A 19,731-nucleotide genomic window follows, 5' to 3' on the forward strand; every position below is an offset into this window, starting at 1 on the left:
AAGAATATTCGACAACAAAGATGAGACGCCATAGGCAAGGCGTCTCATCTTCGTATATCTATGCCGTATGATTCCGTACCAGGTTTATCCCATATGGTTTCCCCATAACTTCATGACCAGATCCCGTATATCACCTTCGCCAAGGATATCCCGCTTATCCATCGGCATAGATAAAAACTCCTGACATACGGCGTCGTCGATCTGACGCGGAGTGAAGTCGAATCCCAGTTCGCGCAGAGCGCCGGCCCGTTCGCTCTCCTCCCTGGAGGCGATTTCAAGACATATCTCCCGCATCCGCCCGTCGTTCAGCAGCGCGTGTAAAAAATCATGAGCGTCCCACATCTATCCGGATTCCCTCCCCTGCGCGGTATTTTTATGTCTCACAGAGAGCGTCATTCCTATATATGGCATATTTTATCCTCCATAAAATCTTTTTGTGCCACATCTGACTGAAAATACAGTCTCAATCTAAACGGAGCGCCGGTATGGCCTGGAGCCTTCCGCCCATACCGGCGCAGTCTGTATCTTGTTTACCGGAAGAATTTCCTGATCCTGATGATAAACGGCAGCAGCAACGCCGCGCCCACATATACTCCTGAATTACAGCCACTTCCGCTTTTTCCATCCTCTTTTGACGGATCTTCGTTGGGGTTCTTTATCTCCACTATATATGACGCGTGAACCCCGGAGGCGTCGTTTGCGGCGGCGGTGATAATGGCAAGCCCGTATCCTCTGGCCGTCACACTGCCGTCCGAGGCGACCTCCGCGACCTCTGGCTTGCTGCTGGACCACGAAAGGCTTTTCACGGTGGCGTTTTCCGGTTCGACCGCCGTCTCTATCCTGAGCGTCTCATTCAGTTTCAGGTTAAACGGTCCCGTTTTTGAAAATGTGATTTTTTCCACCGGTACGACCGGCCTTCTTACGGTGACCGTGTAGGAGGCGCTCTTTTCGCTCACGGCGTCCGTCACCGTTATTTCACAGCTTCCCTCCAGCTGGAACGTCGTCAGCGTTCCGTCCGCCGCGTCCACCGCGGCGATATCTTCTCTGGCGCTCCGCCATGAAAGCGACACATTGGCGGAGGAGGGTAAGACGGAGGGGGTGAGTCCTTCCGCCGTGGTCTCGGTCCCCAGCTCGAGGGACGGCGGATCTCCCGCGTTGAGGAAGACGATGTTATCCGCTTTGCCGCCCGCCTTTTTTACCACCGTGACGTCGCACGACGAGGTATAGGTATCACCGGCTCCCGTGGTTATAGAGGCCTCTATTACACTCCTGCCGCTTGCGACTGCGGTCACCGTGCCGTCCGCCGCGACCTCCGCGATGTCGGTGCTCGTGGATGACCAGACGACCTTTCCATAGGCGCTGGAGGGGGAGAATTCCACCGAAAGAGGATATCTCTCTCCCTCGGTTATCTCCGCGGAGACCGGAGTGACCCTGATGCCGTTCGGCACCGTGGCGTCGTACGAGCCGTCTTTGCCGCATGATATCGTTCCGCTCACATAATTTCCGTTTAGCAGTGGGTTTGAGAAAGACAGCGAGCTGCCCTGCTTCACCATGATGTTGATCTTGTCGTTTCCCTGCGTTATCAGCTGCGGCGCGCCGGAGGAGTCCGCCGTCGAGGCGTCTATCATCGCCCCGTCGTAAAGAGAGACGAGAGCGCCCCGCGCCAGCAGAAGCGAATTAGAGACGGCCAGCTTACAGTTTTGCACCAGCAGCGTGCCGCCCTCCTCCACGGAGAGGGAATACAGATCGGTGTCGCTATCCACCGTGAATACCTCGCCCCTCTTTATCACATAGGCGGAGGTGACGGTGAACGTTTTTTCCGCGCTGACGACATCCGAAGTACCGGCTGGGCAGAGCGTCAGCGTTATCGCGCACTCTCCACGTCCTCCGTCGCCACCGGAGAGGGCGGTCAAGATGCCGTTTTCATCCACGTCCGCAATATTCTTGTTGGAGCTCTTCCATTCCGTCTTTGTGACCGTCGTTCCCGGAGGGGTGACGTCATAACTCAAAGCCAGCGACACCCTGTCGTTTGGCCCGGTTATCTTCAGATTTTCCGAAGTTCCGTCGGGGAGTACGATATTGGCCCTGACCTTTGGGGAATATTCAACTATAGCCTCTATATCCCAGCGTTCGCCCCATTTCAGATCGCGGCTTATGACATTGCCCTCCGCTCCGTTAAGCTTTAACTTATAGTCCTCGGGAATGTCGAAGGTCACGGAATAGAGCCCGTCCTTTTCCGGCGTGTAAGTATAGGAACCGCTGCCGCTCTCCGCCAGGTCCCCGGAGGCGTCGCTGATGCTCCAGCGGGCGTCGGCGGAAGCAACGTCTCCCGATACGGTGATGTTTATAGCGGGGCTGTTGACCTCCCTCACGGCGAAGGCGAGGGATAGATTATAGACACCGTCGTTCGCGCCGTCCTGCACCAGATAATAGTTTCTGTCGCGTACCGTATTATCGCCGTCGTTTTTGATATCCATCTTCGTGAGCCACTTGACGCCGCTCTTTTTGTCCGTGCCGATATCGCCGGAAACGCCTCCGGGATGGTCGAAGAGCAAAATCCGCGTCGACACCAGATAACAGTCGCCGGACTTGCTGACCTCCGCGTACTTAGCCGTATCGCCTCCGGCCGCGTCGCTGAGGCTGCGGGCGTGGAGATAAATTCCGCCGGCGTCTTCGCTTACGACCACAAACAGCGGGACATTTCGCAGGAAACTCTCGGTGAGATTTCCCTCGTCGATGTTGGCGCTAAGCTCCTGCGGGATATCGGCCGACGATATAGTGAAATTCGCCTCGATAGGCAGATAATCGCCGCTGGTGACCTCGCTGCCGTGATTGTTTTTAAATGTCTCCGTCAGCATGCGCCAGAACTTGACGAAAATACCGCCGTCGGAGCCAGCGTTACCAGAGGCGGAGGTGTTTTTCAGCGCGATCAGCTTCACCCTGTCCCTTGAAGCCGGTTCGATATCCCAGTAACGGGCGATCGCCTCCGCGATATCGCCGCTGGCGGCAAACTCCGTCACTTCGATATCCATGCTGTCTGCGTGTATCGGCTTTATAGAGGAGAGTTTGTTTTCGTCAAAGCCCGCCGGCAGAGTGCCCTTATCCTTCATCGCCGTGAAGGCGTCATAGATGAGGAAATCCTCCAATGAATTTTCTTTGATATCCAGTACGCCGGAACGGTCGGCGTCCGTCCTATTTTCCTCCGGCACGACGACGGGGCCGTCGTCCGCCACCCGCCAGAGATACTGCGAGCCGAAATCGGAGAGCGACCTTTTCAGCACGCCGGGGCCGCTGTAGGTAAAGCTGCCGTTGCTCGCGGAGGATGCCGCCGCGTAGATATGTCCGCCGATTGGCGCGCCCTCGATGGCAAGCTCCAGATTGCCGGTTACTTTGCCTTCGACCGTAAGCTTCTTGTCGTTAGGCAGAGTTATTTTGCCGCTGCCCGAAAGGTCCGTTGTAACTAAGCCATCATTTTTGATATGCAGCGCCGCGCCCTCCGCGACGTCTAAATCAAAGCAGGTGAAGGGGGAATACTGCGTCTCCGTAAAAGTCATGTCGGCGGATTTTTCTATATAGATGTTGTCGCAGACGTAGGCGTTTGCGAGGCCGGAGGTGTTTTTTACAGTCAGCGTTCTTTTCCCCGAGACGGCCGTGACGTCGGGTGGGTTGGGCGGCTCAAAATGAAAAGCGCTGTCGATGACCGCGTTATCCAGCAGCAAACTGGCGGGACCATTTACTTTGGCGCTGGCGGCGGCATTGCCTGAATAACCATATATCTGCAGACTTGATGGAGAAAAATCGCTGCCATAAATTTCTAGGCTGACGCCCCCGATATCGGCATTTGAATTGCTGGAGAAGGCTATGCCGGCAAACGATAAAAAGCCCTTTATCTCCGATTGGCCGCCTGTGCATATAAATCTGGATGTTGCTGTGCCTTTGACCTCGGTATTTGAAGATGTTCCATACGTATACCCTGCACCATGGTATTCTTTAGCTATTGCCGCTGATTTTAGCGTGTTGGTGACATTGCCGTTGACTTCGGCGTTTGAAGAAGTTCCCCCATATACATATCCGGCACCGGTGTAGTTCGACATCGTGCCGGACTCTATAGTCGTGGACACGCTGCCGTGGACCGCAGCGTTTGAAGAACTGGCGCTTGTATATCCTGCGCCGTAGTATGATGATTTAATCGTACAAGATTTTATTGTGGTGCTCACGTCGCCGCCAGTATTCGAAGGATTGCCGTCAATATCAAAACCTACGGTGGATTTGCCGTTTGCCGCTGTAGCCTTTCCGGCGGCGGTGAAATTGTATGTACTGATTTCGTCAATAGTTGTAGTGACGTTGCCGGTCACTGCGCATCCGCCTGCTGTGGATGTGCTGCCGGCGCCGATAAACTCGCCGCTGCTGAGGTTTGCTCCATTGCCTATCGTTGTTTTGATGTCGCCGCCGATGGAGAGGGTCCCTTTACTCGCCGTTGAACTCCCTGTCAAACTGCCGCCTGCATAAAACCATGTGCCGACGAGGTTATCCCCTATAGATGTTTCCACATTATTGGCGATAGTGATTGACGGCGTATAGGTAGTTCCGTCGCCGTAAACTTGCCCGGCACAGTATATCGGGCCGTTGGAGATAAAATTGTCGCCTATTTTTATTTCTACGTTTTGTACATTCAGCTTTCCGCTCACGTATCCGACGCCGTAAAATCTATAGTTTACAATCATACGGTCCCTGGCTGAAAAGGAAAGATCTTTCGCTATATTGACTTCGCCGTTCGTACTATTTATGTATGCGCCATAGAACCTGCTGCAGACAAAATCGTCGCCGGCCTTTATTTTGACGCCTCCGCCTATATTCACGACGCTTGTCGACGAGGCGGTGATATCCGCGCAGCCGATGAGCCAAGTGTCTAGATCATCCATGGAGCAGCCGTCCCCGATGTTGATGTTGATATCCCCGGCGATATTTGCCTCCCCGCCGCCCGAAGATATTTTTACGCCGCCGTTGAGCTTCTCTCCATGTATGACCTTTGCGCCGTCATGAAGATTGACCGTTATGCCGCCGTTAACGTTTATTTTTCCAAAGCCTTCAATAAATCCGCCGCCCACGACGTCGGAGACGTATTCCGTGCCGGAGGTGATTTTATAGAGGTCGACCGTTATATCGCCGGATATCTCGCCTATATGTCTATTCTTATAGACATAAGGGCCGCCGTAGATATGGTCCGCGTATCTGTTGATTCCCAGATGCACGTCCCCGACCACCCGCGATGTGGCGGTACAGTTATTTTGGGGAACGTTGGTGGTGGCACAGCCGCCGCCGTAGATAGCGCCGATGCAGCTTGACCTTTCTGTATCGCTGAAATCGGCGCTGGCGATACTGATGTCGATATTGCCGACGATTTCCAAAACAGCGTCGCCTGTATCGGGATGTTCCGCCTGGCCTCCGCCGTAGATTATTGGGATGTTGGTACTTCCATTTCCGCCAGCGAATGATTTTTTACCTGTCATGATCTTTATATCGCCGTACTGTCTGAATGTTCCCGTCGCGTCTCTGACTATGCCGCCGCCGTAGACGCGCGTCGAAGTTACTTTGCCCACTCTATTGTCGAAATCTACGCCCTCAATATCGATGGTCACCGGCATCGGCCTGTCCTTTGTCCCGATATTTGAGTTGTAGCCGCCGCCGTATACGGAGCCGATATCACCGGTTTCGGTGACTGTGATGTTGATTGCCGAACTGCCCTCGGAGGTCATGTCGGCGGAGTTGCATCCGCCGTATATTATGGCACTCTTTCCTTTGACCGTTATGTCGATGTTTTCGCTGTCTTTCAGGACGAGGTCGCTGGCGTTACAGCCGCCATATAGGGTGCCGTCGATATAGACGTTTTCGCCGATCGTTATTGGTATGCCGTTGGCGTAGAGGTTGAGCGAGGTAGAGGCGTATGTCACGAAAAGTTTGCAGTCGCCGGAGGCCGACTCGATGGAAAGCGAGGTGATGCCTCTGTCCGTCGGCACGTATACGTCGTTTCCACCCTCACTGGAGGACATCAAATTATCGCCCGTGACGATGACCGTCAGGTCGCCGATGTCGCCGGAAGATACTTTGGCAAGGTGTTTCAGAGCGCCTCTGAATGTCTCAAACGGGTCGGCCTGCGTTCCTGAACCTTTATCGTCGTTGCCGGAATCGCTGCCGGAATATTGCACGTAGACGGTGGTCCGCGTCGGGGCGGCTGCCGCGAAGCTATGAAGTAAGACTGATGAAGCTAAAATGAATAAAAGAAGCGGTAGAATTAAATAAACTTTGCTATATCTTTCTGGGGGGGGCAATTCGAGTTGATTTTTGCGGTACATCATGAGATTTAGCTAGACCAAGCATAGTAAAACTCTCCTCTTTAAGTATTGGGGTATTTTATGAGTCCAATAATACGCTCCTAAATTATCTTTTGCAAGTTTTGTGAAGGGTAAAAATAAGGATAAAATTTTATTTGAATTGTTTGGTTATCGCTGATTTATTTTATCGTAATCAATCGCGCCGCGAAAACGTTCTCCGACGTTTTTATCTTTCTCGGAATGCCGCGTATTTGGCCCCGCGTACTGCGGAAGGACTTAAGGACAAAAATGACAGAGGTGATTTTCCCCTCTGTCCATGAGTAATATATGATAATTAGTGATGAAGAGGCGTCCGATATGCCGGCGCCTCTTCATCATTATATTTACCTAGTATGCAGTCGTTCCGATATATGGCATATTCGTAAGGCTATTTGCTTTGGCTTTCAACGCGGGGCAGCGCGACGGTCAATTCGGAATTAAAACTGAGCCCAACAGCCGCCCCTGTCTCATATCTCGCGGCTCCGGGGAAATAGTTTTCCATCACGGAGACCTGCGCGCCGTTTTCCAGCGTTATCATGTACTCCATGCGGTCGCCGCTGAATACGGCGCTTGTCACTGTACCAGCGAGCAGACCATCCGCACCCTCCCTAAGGGTGACGGCCTCGGGGCGCAGGATCAGGGATATCTCGTCTCCCGACGCGTAGGCCGCATCTGAGATGAGCTTGACGGTCAATGAGCGTTCGCCGATCTTCATCACACCGCGCTCCGCCCCCTCCCTCGCCGTGAGCGTACCGGCGATCGCGTTTGCCTGGCCGATGAAGTCCGCGACGAAGAGCGTGCGCGGGTGTGTGTAGATATCGAAGGGGGAGCCGATCTGCTCGACCTTGCCGCGGTTCATGACCATGATGCGGTCGGCCATCGTCAGTGCTTCCTTCTGGTCGTGCGTTACGTAGAGGCAGGTGATGTCGAGCTGCTTCTGGATACTGCGGATCTCCGTCCGCATGTGGAGGCGCAGCTTCGCGTCGAGGTTTGAGAGCGGTTCGTCCATCAGCAGCACCTTGGGGCGCATGACGAGGACGCGCGCGAGCGCCACACGCTGCTGCTCGCCGCCCGAGAGCTGGTTGGGATAACGCCGCTCCGTGCCTTTGAGGCCGACCATCTCCAGCGCCTCGCCGACCTTCCGCGCGATATCCGTGGGGCTCTCGGAGCGCATCTTGAGCCCGTATCCCACATTGTCGCCGATCGTCATATGGGGGAAGAGCGCGTAGTTCTGGAAGACGAAGCCGATCTCGCGTTTGTTGACCATTACCTCGGTGACGTCCTCGCCGTCGATGAGTATACGGCCAGAAGATGGGGTCTCGAAGCCAGCCACCATGCGCAGCGTGGTCGTCTTGCCGCAGCCCGAGGGTCCGAGGAAGGTGACGAGTTCGCCGCCCTTCACCTCTAAATCTACCCGCTCGACCGCGTCGAACTTTACGCCGTCCTTGACGAATGTTTTTGTTATATTTTTAAGATGCAGATCTACAGCCATTATAGATTTCCTCCCTGCCCCCTGTAGTTATAGCCGGCGGCCCGCACAAGGAGCGTCAGCATTCCGTTGAATATAAAGACCAGCAGGATGAGCACGACCGAAAAGGCACAGGCGTTGCCGAACTGCAGCTCGGTCATGCACTCCAGTATTCTCGCCGTCAGCAGCGACCAGCTCACCGATACCAGGAAGATCGTCGCGCTGATCGCCGTCATCGAGTGGATGAATAGATACTTCATTCCCGCGAGCAGCGCCGGGATTACGAGAGGCAGAGTGACGTTTTTGAATGTACCGATCGACGAGGCTCCGAGGCTCAAAGAGGCCTCCTCCAGCGATGGGTCTATCTGGTGCAGTGAGGCGATGACGGAGCGTATTCCCGCCGAATCATAGCGGAATACATAGGCGGCGACGAGGATCGACATCGTACCGGTCAGCACGATCGGGCTGTTGTTGAAGGCTATGATGTAGGCGATGCCGACCACCGTTCCCGGCAGCGCGAAGTTCAGCAGCGATACGACCTCCATCAGGCCGTTCGCGGGGAATGACTTGCGCTGCGTGACGTAGGCGATCGAGACGGCAAGCAGCCCGCCGATCGGCGTCGAGATACAGGCGATGATGAGCGTATCGATCATCGCTTTGCGCCCGTGGTCGAAGACGTAGGCGAAGCTCTCCCAGGTAAAGCTGTTGTCTAGTCCCCACGCCTTTGTGAAGGCGCCCATTACAATCAGCGCGTATAGGAAGAGGATGAAGGCGATAACCGCGGCGCAGATTGCCATTACCGCCGCCGTACCCGCCATGCCGATGCCTTTGACCGTCGTCTGCGCGCCCGATTTGCCGCTCACCGTCACATAGCTTTTGCGGCTCACCCAGAAGCGCTGGAGGACAAAGACGAGCAGAGCTGGAACCAGCAGCGCGAAGGAGAGGGCCGCGCCGCCCTTGAGGTCGTACATCCCCGTTATCTGCAAATATGCCTGCGTCGGCAGCACGGGAAACTGGTGTCCCGCGAGTACGAGAGGCGTCGCGAAATCGGCGAGCGAGCAGGCGAAGAGCAGCAGGATCGAGTTGGCGATGGCCGGCATCGTCAGCGGCAGCGTCACCGTGCGGAAGACGCGGAACGGAGAGCCGCCCAGCGACAGCCCGGCGTCTTCGAGATTCGGGTCGATACAGGCGAGCACGGAAGTTATCGTGAGAAAGGCGACAGGGAAGTAGGTCAGCGATTCCGATATCCAGGTGCCCCAGAAGCCGTATATGTTGAAATCGGGAATACCGAAAAATTTCAGGATGATGCCGTTGGGCCCCAGCGAGAGAGTCAGCGCGATGCTGCTCGTAAAGGGCGGCGAGATCAGCGGCAGGACGGTTACGGCGGCGATGAACCAGCGCAGGAGCGCGGGGAGGTGTATCCTCGTCACCGCGAGGGCGAAGACAAAGCCAAGAAAGGTGCCCATCGCGGCGACCGCGACCGCCAGCCAGATGCTGTTGACGAGGGCGAGCCGGTTATAGCTGTTAGAAAAGACAAGCAGGAGGTTGGCGAGCGAGAGCCGCCCGTCGACGATGAAGGTCGTCATCAATAATTTAATAAACGGATAGACGATAAAAAGGCCCAGCGCGAGCCAGAGGGTAACTACCACCGGTATAAGCGCGGGATCACGTCTCATGGAGGAGGAAGAAGCCATGTCTTTGAACTCCTTTGCTATAAAAATGGGCTGCGCGGAAGCCTGCGCCCGCACAGCCCTAAGTCTGTAAGCTAACGGATTACTTCGTTGATCCAGCGCTCGACGTAAGCCTTGCGCTTATCTCCCTTATGCTCGGCTCCCACCTTAAGGAGCTTCACCTTTGACATATCGAGCGCGGGGCTGGTGATCTTCACGCCCTTGACGACGGGGATGTAGTTGATCTTCTGATCGACGAAGAACTGTCCAAGCTTGGGGCTCGTCGCCCAGTCGATAAACTTCTTCGCCTCCTCCTGGTTCTTCGCGCCGGCGATCATGCCCGTAGCCTCGATACCGAAGGTGACGCCCTCTTTCGGATAGGTGATGATGACGGGGTATCCCTGCTGCTGGATGTCGAGCGCGTCAACTAGATAGAAAATGCCGCTTGAAGCCTGTCCCTGGGCGATCGGCATTGCGCCGCCTGCGCCGCTCTTCGTGTAGAGCTGGACGTTCTTGTGCAGCTTCTTCTGATAGTCGAAGGCTCCGTCGACGCCGTAGACGCCGATGAGGCTGTAGATACGCTCCGTCGCCGTGCCCGAGGTACGGGCGTCGGCCATCTGCAGACCGTTCTTATAGGCGGGGTTCAGCAGATCCTGCCATGATTCCGGGGCCTTGAGGCTGTTCTTTTTGAGGAAATCCGTATTGGTGAGGAAGCAGAGGGGTATGAGGCCGATGCCGGTCCAGTGGTTGCCGGGGTCCCTGTACTCCGCGGGGGTCAGCTTCTGATCCTTCGGCACATAGACGGCGAAGACGTTGTCCTTCTGTCCCGCCGTGTAAATGTCGGCTGGGCCGCCGAGCAGGATGTCGACCTGCGGGTTATTCCTTTCCGCCACGAGGCGGGCGAGGGCCTCTCCTGAGGAGAAGCGGATAAAATTCACCTTGATGCCGGTATCCTTTGTGAACTGCTCGAAGACCTTAGAGGCGTATTTTTCGGGCATGACCGTATAGGCGTTGAGCGTTGCCGCCATCGCGCCGGTGCAGACGGCCATAATAAAAGCCATGGCCATGAGGAGAGAAACTGCCTTACGACGATTGTACATAAAACCACTCCCAGTGATATAGATCGCCCCGGTATGGGCAAATGTAACGGGAACGTAAGATTACGCTTTCATTACATTTAAAATAATACCATTATATGAGCAAAATAAAAGTCTTCTTTTGACACATTTCATATTGCCGCACAAAAACACGTATCGCAAAGCAGTTGCGTACATCTCTTACGGTGATGACTGTCTGAAAGATATTGATAAAACTTTAAAGTTGTTGTAGAATCCAAAATATGGCTCTAAGTCTTAAAAATATGACATAAAAGAGTAACATTGCTGATATTGAAGGAGAATATATCGTGGAAACAATAAAAGGCCAGGTGTTCGGACGAAAGGCTTTTACGCTTGTGGAAGCGCTAATAGTTGTCATAATCATCGGAATTCTTGCGGGATTGATGATGACAGCCTCGGGAGCGTCGACACAAAAAGCGGAGGACACACGTGCGATAAATGATATCGTTGTGATGAGAAAAGCGGTGATGATTGCCTCAGTAGAGGCCGGCGTAGAAGGGGCTATTGAGAAGATTACGGTTGAGCACAACAAATTTGAAGTTTCTTTATTAAAGGATGAAGAAAGGGAGCCTGAGTTTAAAAATAGGCTTGAAGCCGTACTCGATACAAATATAGCGGCAAGGAGATTTGTCATTTTTTATGATAAAGATGGGAACCTTGGTACCTTGAATTATTATCCTAAATCTGAGAATTTCCCGTGGTATTTTATTTCGCAGACAGCGGCTGAAGGGGATATGTCGATATATTGCTATGATGATAAAACTTATAAGAAAAGACTTGTAAAATCTTATTAAGTCCGATCTTCAATCTAATAACAGAGGGGCCGTATCTCTGCGCGAACGGCCCCTCTGTTATTTTTATCTATTCATACTTTAGTACGGCCTTCTCCTCGCGGTTCTTTTCCAGGATCATCGAGCGTATCAGGTAAGCGCGGCTGACGCAGCCAACGAAGATGCCGTTTTCATCAATGACCGGGCAGACTTTGAAATGGCGGCGGATCATTTCGGCGGCGACGGCGAAGTCACTGTCGTCCTTGTTGAAGCAGACGACTTTTTCCTGCATTATCTCCGTCACCTTTTTATAGCGGATGGCGGCGAAACGCTTCGCGAATTGTCCGTAGTCCGGCAGGAAGGCGGCATTTTTCAGCGTCGTTATATACCCCGGCAAGCATTTTTTTATGATATCCTCTTCGCTTACGAATCCGCAGACCCTGTTATCAGCTGTGAGTACGGGCACCCCTGTGCGGCAATGGCGAAGTATCAGTTCGATCGCCCGTTCTATAGTGTCGTTCTCGCGCAGTACGACCATATCTTTATTCATTAATTCGCCAATCTTCAAATAACATTCCCCCCTGCCCCTGTCTTCACCTTCAATTATACTACAGCATCTCACATCCAGAGCCCCCGACCTATCCACAGCAGCGCTATTGAGGATAAAAGCAGCGAAACAAATACGACCCGCAGCCCGATCTTTGAAAAGGCGGCGAACGATATCTCGATCCCCTCTTTTGCCGCGAAATCGGCGACGACGGCGTTCGCCGCCGCACTGAAATAGGTGCCGTTGCCGCCTAGGCAGGCCCCGAGGGCGAGCGCCCAGTAGAGCGGCTCGGCGGGGATGGCGGCGGCCAGCGCCATTGATTTGATGATGTGCACGAATATAGCCGTGAAGGCAATGTTGTTGATAAAGGCGCAGGTGATTCCCGAAATCCAGAGGACGCCGAGCAGCATCAGCAGCGGGCTGCCGGCGAGGACAGTGGTCAGCAGTTTAGAGACCGCCTCAAGAACGCCGGTGACCCTTAATCCTCCGGCCATAATGAAGAGGGATATAAAATATATAATTGTCGGCCACTCGACCTCATTATGGATTATCGTTCCCTCGTCAAGCAGCGATATCGTGAGCAATATTCCCGCGGCGGTGAGCGCGACGACGGAGGCCTCAAGGTGCAGGAGGCGGTGCATGGAGAATCCAACCAGCACCAGAATGATGATTACTACAGATTTTATCATCAGCGGCCTGTTGACGATGAGCCTCGACTCGTCCACCTCGCGCAGGCGTATCGCGGCCTCCGGGTCCGATTTCAGCTCTTTTTTATAGTAAATACCGACATAGGCAGTCACGGCGCAGAGGGCGACGACGGCGACCGGCGCTAGTACGACGAGGAATTCATTGAATGAGAACTTTGCGACGGAGGCGATGATCATGTTTGGCGGGTCTCCGATGAGCGTCGCCGTTCCGCCGATGTTGGAGGCGAATAGCTCCATCAGAAGCAGCGGCAGCGGGTTCATCGCTATCAGTTCGCAGAGCGACAGCACGACCGGCGTGACCAGCAGCACCGTCGTCACGTTGTCGAGGAAGGCGGAGAGCACCGCCGTGAGCAGAGAGATTATCCAGAATATCCGCAGCGGCCTGCCGCCGGTTATCTTTATCGCCTTGACTGCGAGGTACTGGAAAAGGCCGCTCTTTGAAAGTATGCCGACGACGATCATCATGCCGACGAGAAGGCCGACGGTATTATGGTCGATCGCCGCCACCGCCTCCTCCGATGAAAGAAGGCCGCTTATAACCATGATAGATGCTCCCAGCAGAGAGGCTGTCGCCGTCTTCATTTTGCCGGTTGCCGCGAGGACTATCGTTCCGAGAAAAATCAGCAGCGCTGCCCAGGCCTGTAAAGTCATATGTCTTCCTCCTATAATGATTGTGCAGCAACGGAAACGATAATAATTTTTAATAAAAACCGTTACTTCACTTTCTATAAAACGGTTGGGACTATACGCTCTGCCTCCGTAAAATGCAACCATTAATGAGGAAAGTCAATATATTGTGATAATGTGGAATATTTGTGAAACGAAGTAAAAGCAACAATCCCCTCGTACATAAAAAAAGAGGGGATTATTTATAAGTTAAAAAGGAGAAATAGTTTCTATTTATGGTGTTTTCGGCGATAAATAATTATATAAATCACAACTAGTACGGCGCAGGCGGCGATCAGGGCAAGACTTATTTTCTTTATCTCCTGGTGGATGAGCGCCTGATTGCTGCCGAGGAAATAACCGACGAGGGCGAGAATCACGACCCAGATCCCCGAGCCGAGCGCGGTATATAGGGCAAACTGCGCGAGCGGCATCCTCGCAAGTCCGGCGGGGAGCGAAATATACTGACGTATCACAGGCAGAAGACGTCCCGTGAAGGTACTTATATGTCCGTGGCGGGCAAAGAAGATCTCCGCCTTGTCAAGCGATTCATGGGTAATGAAAAAGTATTTTCCATATTTTTCAAAGATCGGACGCCCCCAGCGCACGGCGATCCAATAGTTAAAAAGGCCGCCGAGAATACTGCCCGTGATCCCGCTGAGTATTACGAGAAATATATTCATCTCACCCTTCCAGGCAAGGTAACCCGCCGGCGGTACCACGACCTCGCTGGGGAAGGGGAAAAAGGAAGATTCAAGGAACATGAGGCCGACGATCCCGGGATATCCAAGATGGCCGATGACCTCCACCAGCCATTGTATTAAATCACTGAAAAGCTGGATACCGTAACTTAAAAAAGAAGATAGCGCCTCCAATGCAAAACTCCTCTCGTAGTTTTTATCATGTAAGAAGATATACGGAAAGGTGATAAAAGTCCATAGTAATTTGAAACCTTGGGCTCTTTGCGTTAAAATGCAGCATGGAAGAGAAGTATTTTTATGATCGCAAAGGATGGAGGAGTCGTATTGCTTCCGTTACCGAGACTTGCGCTTGTCATAGCCGGTAATTTTTCTGCGGATGAAGAAAACGCCGATCCGGGCATATTGCTGGGCTATCTGCCGGATGAGCTGGCGCGCTGCTGTGAGATCAAAGAGTGGAGCTGCCAGCCAAGCACCCACTATTCTATGCCGATGACTCTTGCGATGGAGGAGATGTTCGAGTCGCTTGTAGCCGAGGGCTACACGGGGATAATAACCGTCTGCGGCAACGGCGTCATGGAAGAGATGGCCTATCTCGTAAATCTGCTCTGGCAGCACCCTGAACCGGTGATCTTCGCCAACCTTATGGTACAGGGGCGTGCCGGGCTAAAAGAGGGGCTGGTGAATCTGCACTGCTCGGTGCTCGCCGCGCTTTCGCCGGAGGCGAGGGACAAAGGCGTGCTTCTTTGTTCCAGCAGTGAACTCTTCGGAGCGGACGACGTGACCCTTGTCGACCCTGGTTCGCCGGACAGCGCCTTTCAATCGCAGGAAAAAGGCTCTGTCGGTAAGATGCTCAACGGTGAAATAAAATTTTTCAGCGAGCCTAAACGTCCGCCGTTTCTAGCCCGCAGGCCGAAGGAGCTTCCCGACGTGGAAATAATGTGGGCTTCGCTTGGCGGTGGGGAGAGCCTGCTCTCGTTTCTTGCCTCCAACAGGGAGCTTGGCGGTCTGGTGCTTGCCGGTTTCGGCGCGGGCAACGTGCCCCCCTCATGGGTGCCGCCCATCCGCAATATATTGCGGCGGCGCATCCCGGTGGCGATCACCTCCCGCTGCTTCCAGTGCCATGTACATAAGACTAACGACTTTGAGGGTTCTTTTGAAAAACTTACTGAAATGGGGGTAATGTCGGGCGGCAAGCTGAACCCGTTCAAGGCGCGCATACGCCTCTCCCTGGGTATATCGGCCGGACTCACCGATAACGGCCTCAGCCTCTACATGCTGAACCAGCCTGTCTGTGACGACATAAACACTTTATATAAATGAAAATATACTGCTTAACGCTTGGCTGTGCTAAAAACCGGGTGGACAGCGAATGCCTTGCCGGCGCGCTCACCGCCGCGGGCCATGAGCTCGTCTCCTCGGTGGAGGAGGCTGAATGTGCTCTGGTCAATACCTGCGGCTTCATCCGTCCCGCGGTTGAGGAGAGTGTCGCGGCTATACTGGACCTCGAAGAGCTTAAAAGGGATAAGAAGTTAAAGAAGATCGGCGTTGTCGGCTGCCTTGTGAACCGGTACGAGGGAGACCTTGTCTCGGAGGTGCCGCTGGTGGATTTCTGGGCGAGGACGGAGGACTGGAAATTTGTCCTCGATCAGCTCAGGACTCCCGGAGACGACGAACGCCACCGGGGAACGCTCCCATCGTCGTCCAAATATACCCGCTACCTTAAAATAAGCGAGGGCTGCGGCAACCGCTGCACATACTGCGCCATCCCTGGTATTCGCGGTCCGCTACGCAGCCTGCCGCCGGAGGTCATTGTCAAAGAGGCCTGCCAGCTCGCGGAAGAGGGTGCGCGTGAACTCTGCGTCGTCGGTCAGGACCTTACAGTCTACGGCACTGATATTGACGGCAGGCCTCGTCTGATAGAACTGCTTGACGCCCTTGAAAGCTCGCTGCCGCCCGATCTTTGGATCAGGCTGCTCTACCTTCACCCCTCGCGTGTCGACAGCGCTCTCCTTGAGCGTGTCGCCGCGGGAAGGCAGGTCATCCCTTACCTTGACATCCCGGTGCAGCACGGAGACCCGGAGATACTCGCGGCGATGAACCGCGGTATCGCTCCGGAGTCCCTGCGCGCGATATTCAGCACGGCGCGCGCGATAAATCCCGACTTTGCGCTGCGCACCACCTGCATGATTGGTTTTCCAGGAGAAAAGAAGCGGCACTTTGACAACCTGATGAACTTTGTCGCGGAGGTGCGCTTTGACAGGATGGGCGCCTTTACCTTTTTTCCCGAAGAAGATACCGCGGCGGCGGAAATGGCGGGGCAGGTCTCCGAGCGGACAAAGAATAGACGTCTCGGCGAGCTCATGCGCCTCCAGGAGGAGATATCGTTCGAGCGCCAGCGGCAATTTGTCGGGAGAGAGTTAAAGGTACTGGTGGAAAAGATAGACATAAAAGAGGGCTATGCCGAGGGGCGTTCCTTCCGCGAGGCTCCCGAGGTGGACGGAATAATAGAGATACGCGGCATAAGAGAAGATCTGAAAGAGGGCGACATTGTGACTGTGCGCGTAACAGAGGCGATGCCGCACGATATGACGGGAGAAGAGATATGATACTGACTCCGGAAATGAAGACCTGGTATGGAATGATCGCCACAGTCGGCACCATCGGGCGCTATTCAAAGATGCCAGGCACCCTGGGCGCCATCGCCGGCACCGTGCTGTGGCTGCTGTTCGGTGGTATCCCGCTGTGGGGCATCGCGGCGGTGGCGGTTATCGGCTGTTACGCCTCCGACAAATATGAAAAGGCCGCCGGGCGCGAGGACCCGGGTGAGGTCGTGATCGACGAAGTCGTCGGCGTCTGGATATCTTCCTGGGGTTTTGACCTCACCTACGCGGTGGTGGCGCTGTTTCTCTTTCGCATCGTCGATATAACCAAACCATTTCCGGTCAAAGAATTTGAACGGCTTCCCGGAGGCGTCGGCATCATGGCCGACGATATCGCGGGCGGCGTGATGGTCAACCTGCTCCTGCACTTTATACACTGGCTTCTGTTTGCGGGAGGGCTGACAATAATTCTGGGGGTGATAGGAAAATGACGGGCAAACTTGACGTGTTAGCCGCCGCAGTGATAAAAAACTTTCGTGAGCGCGGCCTTTCGCTCTCCCTGGCCGAATCATGCACCGGCGGGATGATCGCCGCCGCGCTGACCGGTATTCCAGGAGCCTCCGATATCTTCTGGGGCTCCGCCGTGACATATATAAACAGCGCGAAAGAGCATATCCTCGGCGTCTCGGAGGCGACCCTTGAAAGGCACGGTGCGGTCAGCGAAGAATGCGCGCGCGAAATGGCCGAAGGCTCCCGCAGAATATATGGCGCGGACGTCGCGATGAGCGTGACCGGCATCGCCGGTCCCGGAGGCGGCTCGGAGGCCAAGCCGGTCGGCACCGTCTGGTTCGGCTTCAGCTCACGGAAGGGCACGGAGGCGTTTTGCCGCCGCTTTGAGGGAGACAGGGAGGCCGTCCGCCGGCAGACCGTTGAACAGGTCCTAGCATGCCTGATCGAAAAATGCGCCGCCGAAGATGTGCGCGGCGAAGGCGTGGAATAATGGGAAGCTGAATCCCACCGCTTGCGGGAAGGCTCCTGCGTACATTCATCTGCGTAAAACTTCCGCCGGAACACATTGAAGCTCTCGGAGAATGGCTTGCCGCGAAAAAAGCCGTCGGTGCCGGAATAAGATGGGTCGCGCCAAAGACCATTCACATCACCCTTAAATTCTGCGGCGAGATACATCCCGATATGGTCGAAGCGATCGCGAGGCTGTTGGAAAAAGAGAATCTCGGCGGCACGATAGAACTCTCGGTGGAGGGAGTTGGCGGATTTCCGAGGCTGTGCGCGCCAAAAGTCATCTGGACCGGCATTTGTGGAGAGACCGACAAACTGAGAAAACTCCAACAAAAGACCGAAGAGTGCGCCTTCCGGTGCGGCGTGGCGAAAGAATGGCGGAAATTCTCGCCCCACATCACGCTGGGCCGCCGTAACGAACAGAGTCCGCTGCCGGATGAATTAGTCAGGATAATAGAAAAAGATAAGATCGAACTTCCGGCCTGGTCCGTGAAAGAGATCATTATGATGAAAAGCGAGCTTACGCCTAGAGGCCCTATCTACACGCCGTTAAAATATTTTGCGCTGTAGATAAACTCTGATATAATTACCAATGAAATCAAAAAGTAATAATTTAAGAAAATTGGAGGCATAGAGATGGCAAAAAAAGCACCGGTAACCAAAGAGGACATATTGGCGCAGGCGCTTGGCGAAATAAGAGGGAAATTTGGCGACGGCTCCATCATGCGTCTCGGTGACGAGGTGCAGCACGCGGTGGAGGTCATCTCAAGCGGTATCCTTCCCCTCGATGTCGCCCTTGGCATCGGCGGCGTTCCGCGTGGGCGCGTCGTGGAAATATTTGGCCCTGAGGGCGGCGGAAAGACCACCATTGCCCTTCACATACTTGCCGAGGCGCAGAAAGCTGGCGGTATCGCGGCCTTTATCGACGCAGAACATGCGCTTGACCCCCGCCTTGCTGCGGCGCTTGGCGTCGACACCGCGAACCTCTACCTCTCGCAGCCCGACAGCGGAGAGCAGGCCTTCTACATACTGGACACCTTAGTTCGCAGCGGCGCGCTCGATCTTGTCGTCGTCGACTCGGTGGCGGCGCTTACCCCACAGGCGGAAATAGACGGAAAAATGGGCGAGGGCAGCAACCAGGTTGGTCTTCACGCGCGCCTCATGAGCTACGCGCTGCGCCGCCTCACCTCGGCGATCGCCAAAAGCAAAACGACCGTTATCTTTATCAACCAGCTGAGGGCGCAGATAAGCTCCGGATACAGCCAGGGACCGACCGAAACCACGACCGGCGGCCGCGCGCTGAAATTCTACAGCTCAGTCAGAATAGAAGTTCGCCGCGGCAAACAGGTTACCCAGGGAGACACTGTGATAGGGCACGAGCTCTACATAAAAGTCGTGAAAAACAAACAGGCGCCCCCCTTCCGCACGGCGCACACAACCCTCATCTATGGCAAGGGCGTGACCAAGGCCATCGCCGTGCTCGACATGGCGCTCGACCGTGAGGTCGTGAAACGTAAAGGTTCCTGGCTCGCGTATAAGGGCGAGACGCTCGGGCAGGGTAAAGAGACCGTCGCAAACTACTTGTCAGAGCACCCCGAGCTCATGGAGGACATAAAAAAAGATGTCCTGCGCAAGGTTGCCGAGGGGCTTGGATTGATAGACGAACCTGAACACGAAGACCACGAAGATTCAGCGCTGGAAGACAGCGTCGAGGCGCTTCTTGAAGAGGGCGTCCTTAAACTCGACATAACGGAAGAGCCAGAAGAGGACGAATAGCATATTAACGTTAAGATTGCCTAAAAAAAACAAAAAAATAATGAAAGAATTTACGGCGTTATTTCAGATGAAATGACGCCGTTCTTCTTAAATGTCAATTAACTGCCCAACAATAAAACAGTAAAAACGCCTATAGTTTTGGAATAAATACATATAGATTTCTTAAATGTCATAAATCGTTAAACTTGTATGTGTTGACATAATTTTTTCGCATGATATACTTCCTCTTGCACTCTTCGAGACGGCGATGCCGAAACGAAAAAGTGCGAGCACCATGACAAAAAGAATACAGAGAGAGCAAAAGAAACATACACCGGATC

The 19,731-nt window shown here is 54.2% G+C and carries 15 protein-coding genes; 7 read left to right on the plus strand and 8 right to left on the minus strand.

Features of this window, described 5'->3' with window-relative positions; genetic code table 11:
* Positions 1–84: 84 nt before the first annotated feature.
* From LIO98_RS11510 to LIO98_RS11530, 5 genes are all read right to left on the minus strand, one after another.
* Positions 85–342 (minus strand): hypothetical protein, encoded by a 258-nt coding sequence (locus tag LIO98_RS11510; RefSeq protein WP_291957170.1) that lies wholly within the window; start codon positions 340–342, stop codon positions 85–87.
* Positions 343–530: 188 nt separating this feature from the next.
* Positions 531–6,206 (minus strand): Ig-like domain-containing protein, encoded by a 5,676-nt coding sequence (locus LIO98_RS11515; protein ID WP_291957173.1) that lies wholly within the window; start codon positions 6,204–6,206, stop codon positions 531–533.
* Between the two features lie 553 nt (positions 6,207–6,759).
* The gene (locus tag LIO98_RS11520; RefSeq protein ID WP_291957176.1) at positions 6,760–7,863 is read right to left on the minus strand and encodes an ABC transporter ATP-binding protein; all 1,104 of its coding nucleotides are present in this window, start codon (positions 7,861–7,863) and stop codon (positions 6,760–6,762) included.
* On the minus strand, positions 7,863–9,533 hold the full coding sequence (locus LIO98_RS11525) for an iron ABC transporter permease (protein ID WP_291957178.1): 1,671 nt from the start codon (positions 9,531–9,533) through the stop codon (positions 7,863–7,865). Before LIO98_RS11525 ends, LIO98_RS11520 begins: the two co-directional genes overlap by 1 nt.
* 71 nt (positions 9,534–9,604) lie before the next feature.
* Positions 9,605–10,570 (minus strand): ABC transporter substrate-binding protein, encoded by a 966-nt coding sequence (locus tag LIO98_RS11530; RefSeq protein WP_291957181.1) that lies wholly within the window; start codon positions 10,568–10,570, stop codon positions 9,605–9,607.
* 344 nt (positions 10,571–10,914) lie between these two features.
* Between LIO98_RS11530 and LIO98_RS11535 the strand changes: the two genes are divergently transcribed.
* A complete protein-coding gene (locus LIO98_RS11535; RefSeq protein WP_291957184.1) occupies positions 10,915–11,421 on the plus strand; it encodes a prepilin-type N-terminal cleavage/methylation domain-containing protein in 507 nt (168 codons plus the stop codon).
* A gap of 67 nt (positions 11,422–11,488) precedes the next feature.
* Here the strand turns inward: LIO98_RS11535 and LIO98_RS11540 are convergent, their stop codons facing one another.
* From LIO98_RS11540 to LIO98_RS11550, 3 genes are all read right to left on the minus strand, one after another.
* Positions 11,489–11,965 carry a CBS domain-containing protein gene (locus LIO98_RS11540; RefSeq protein ID WP_291957188.1) on the minus strand — a complete coding sequence of 159 codons (477 nt, stop codon included), beginning with the start codon at positions 11,963–11,965 and terminating at the stop codon, positions 11,489–11,491.
* 50 nt (positions 11,966–12,015) lie between these two features.
* Positions 12,016–13,302, minus strand: coding sequence for an ArsB/NhaD family transporter (locus tag LIO98_RS11545; protein ID WP_291957190.1), 1,287 nt, complete (start codon positions 13,300–13,302; stop codon positions 12,016–12,018).
* Positions 13,303–13,547: 245 nt separating this feature from the next.
* On the minus strand, positions 13,548–14,192 hold the full coding sequence (locus LIO98_RS11550; RefSeq protein WP_291957192.1) for a DedA family protein: 645 nt from the start codon (positions 14,190–14,192) through the stop codon (positions 13,548–13,550).
* Between the two features lie 150 nt (positions 14,193–14,342).
* Between LIO98_RS11550 and LIO98_RS11555 the strand changes: the two genes are divergently transcribed.
* From LIO98_RS11555 to recA, 6 genes are all read left to right on the plus strand, one after another.
* Positions 14,343–15,338, plus strand: coding sequence for an asparaginase domain-containing protein (locus LIO98_RS11555; RefSeq protein WP_291957195.1), 996 nt, complete (start codon positions 14,343–14,345; stop codon positions 15,336–15,338).
* A complete protein-coding gene (gene rimO, locus LIO98_RS11560; RefSeq protein WP_291957197.1) occupies positions 15,335–16,624 on the plus strand; it encodes a 30S ribosomal protein S12 methylthiotransferase RimO in 1,290 nt (429 codons plus the stop codon). Before LIO98_RS11555 ends, rimO begins: the two co-directional genes overlap by 4 nt.
* Complete coding sequence (locus LIO98_RS11565; RefSeq protein ID WP_291957199.1) at positions 16,621–17,109, plus strand: phosphatidylglycerophosphatase A; 489 nt, start codon at positions 16,621–16,623, stop codon at positions 17,107–17,109. Before rimO ends, LIO98_RS11565 begins: the two co-directional genes overlap by 4 nt.
* Entirely contained in the window at positions 17,106–17,618 is a 513-nt protein-coding gene (locus LIO98_RS11570) for a CinA family protein (protein WP_291957201.1), read from the plus strand. Before LIO98_RS11565 ends, LIO98_RS11570 begins: the two co-directional genes overlap by 4 nt.
* Positions 17,619–17,665: 47 nt before the next feature.
* Positions 17,666–18,205: an RNA 2',3'-cyclic phosphodiesterase gene (gene thpR / locus LIO98_RS11575; protein ID WP_291957208.1), complete on the plus strand. Its 540-nt coding sequence runs from the start codon at positions 17,666–17,668 to the stop codon at positions 18,203–18,205.
* A 66-nt stretch (positions 18,206–18,271) separates the two neighbouring features.
* Complete coding sequence (recA, locus tag LIO98_RS11580; protein ID WP_291957204.1) at positions 18,272–19,411, plus strand: recombinase RecA; 1,140 nt, start codon at positions 18,272–18,274, stop codon at positions 19,409–19,411.
* Positions 19,412–19,731 lie beyond the last annotated feature (320 nt).

The organism is Cloacibacillus sp. (assembly GCF_020860125.1).
GTDB lineage: Bacteria > Synergistota > Synergistia > Synergistales > Synergistaceae > Cloacibacillus.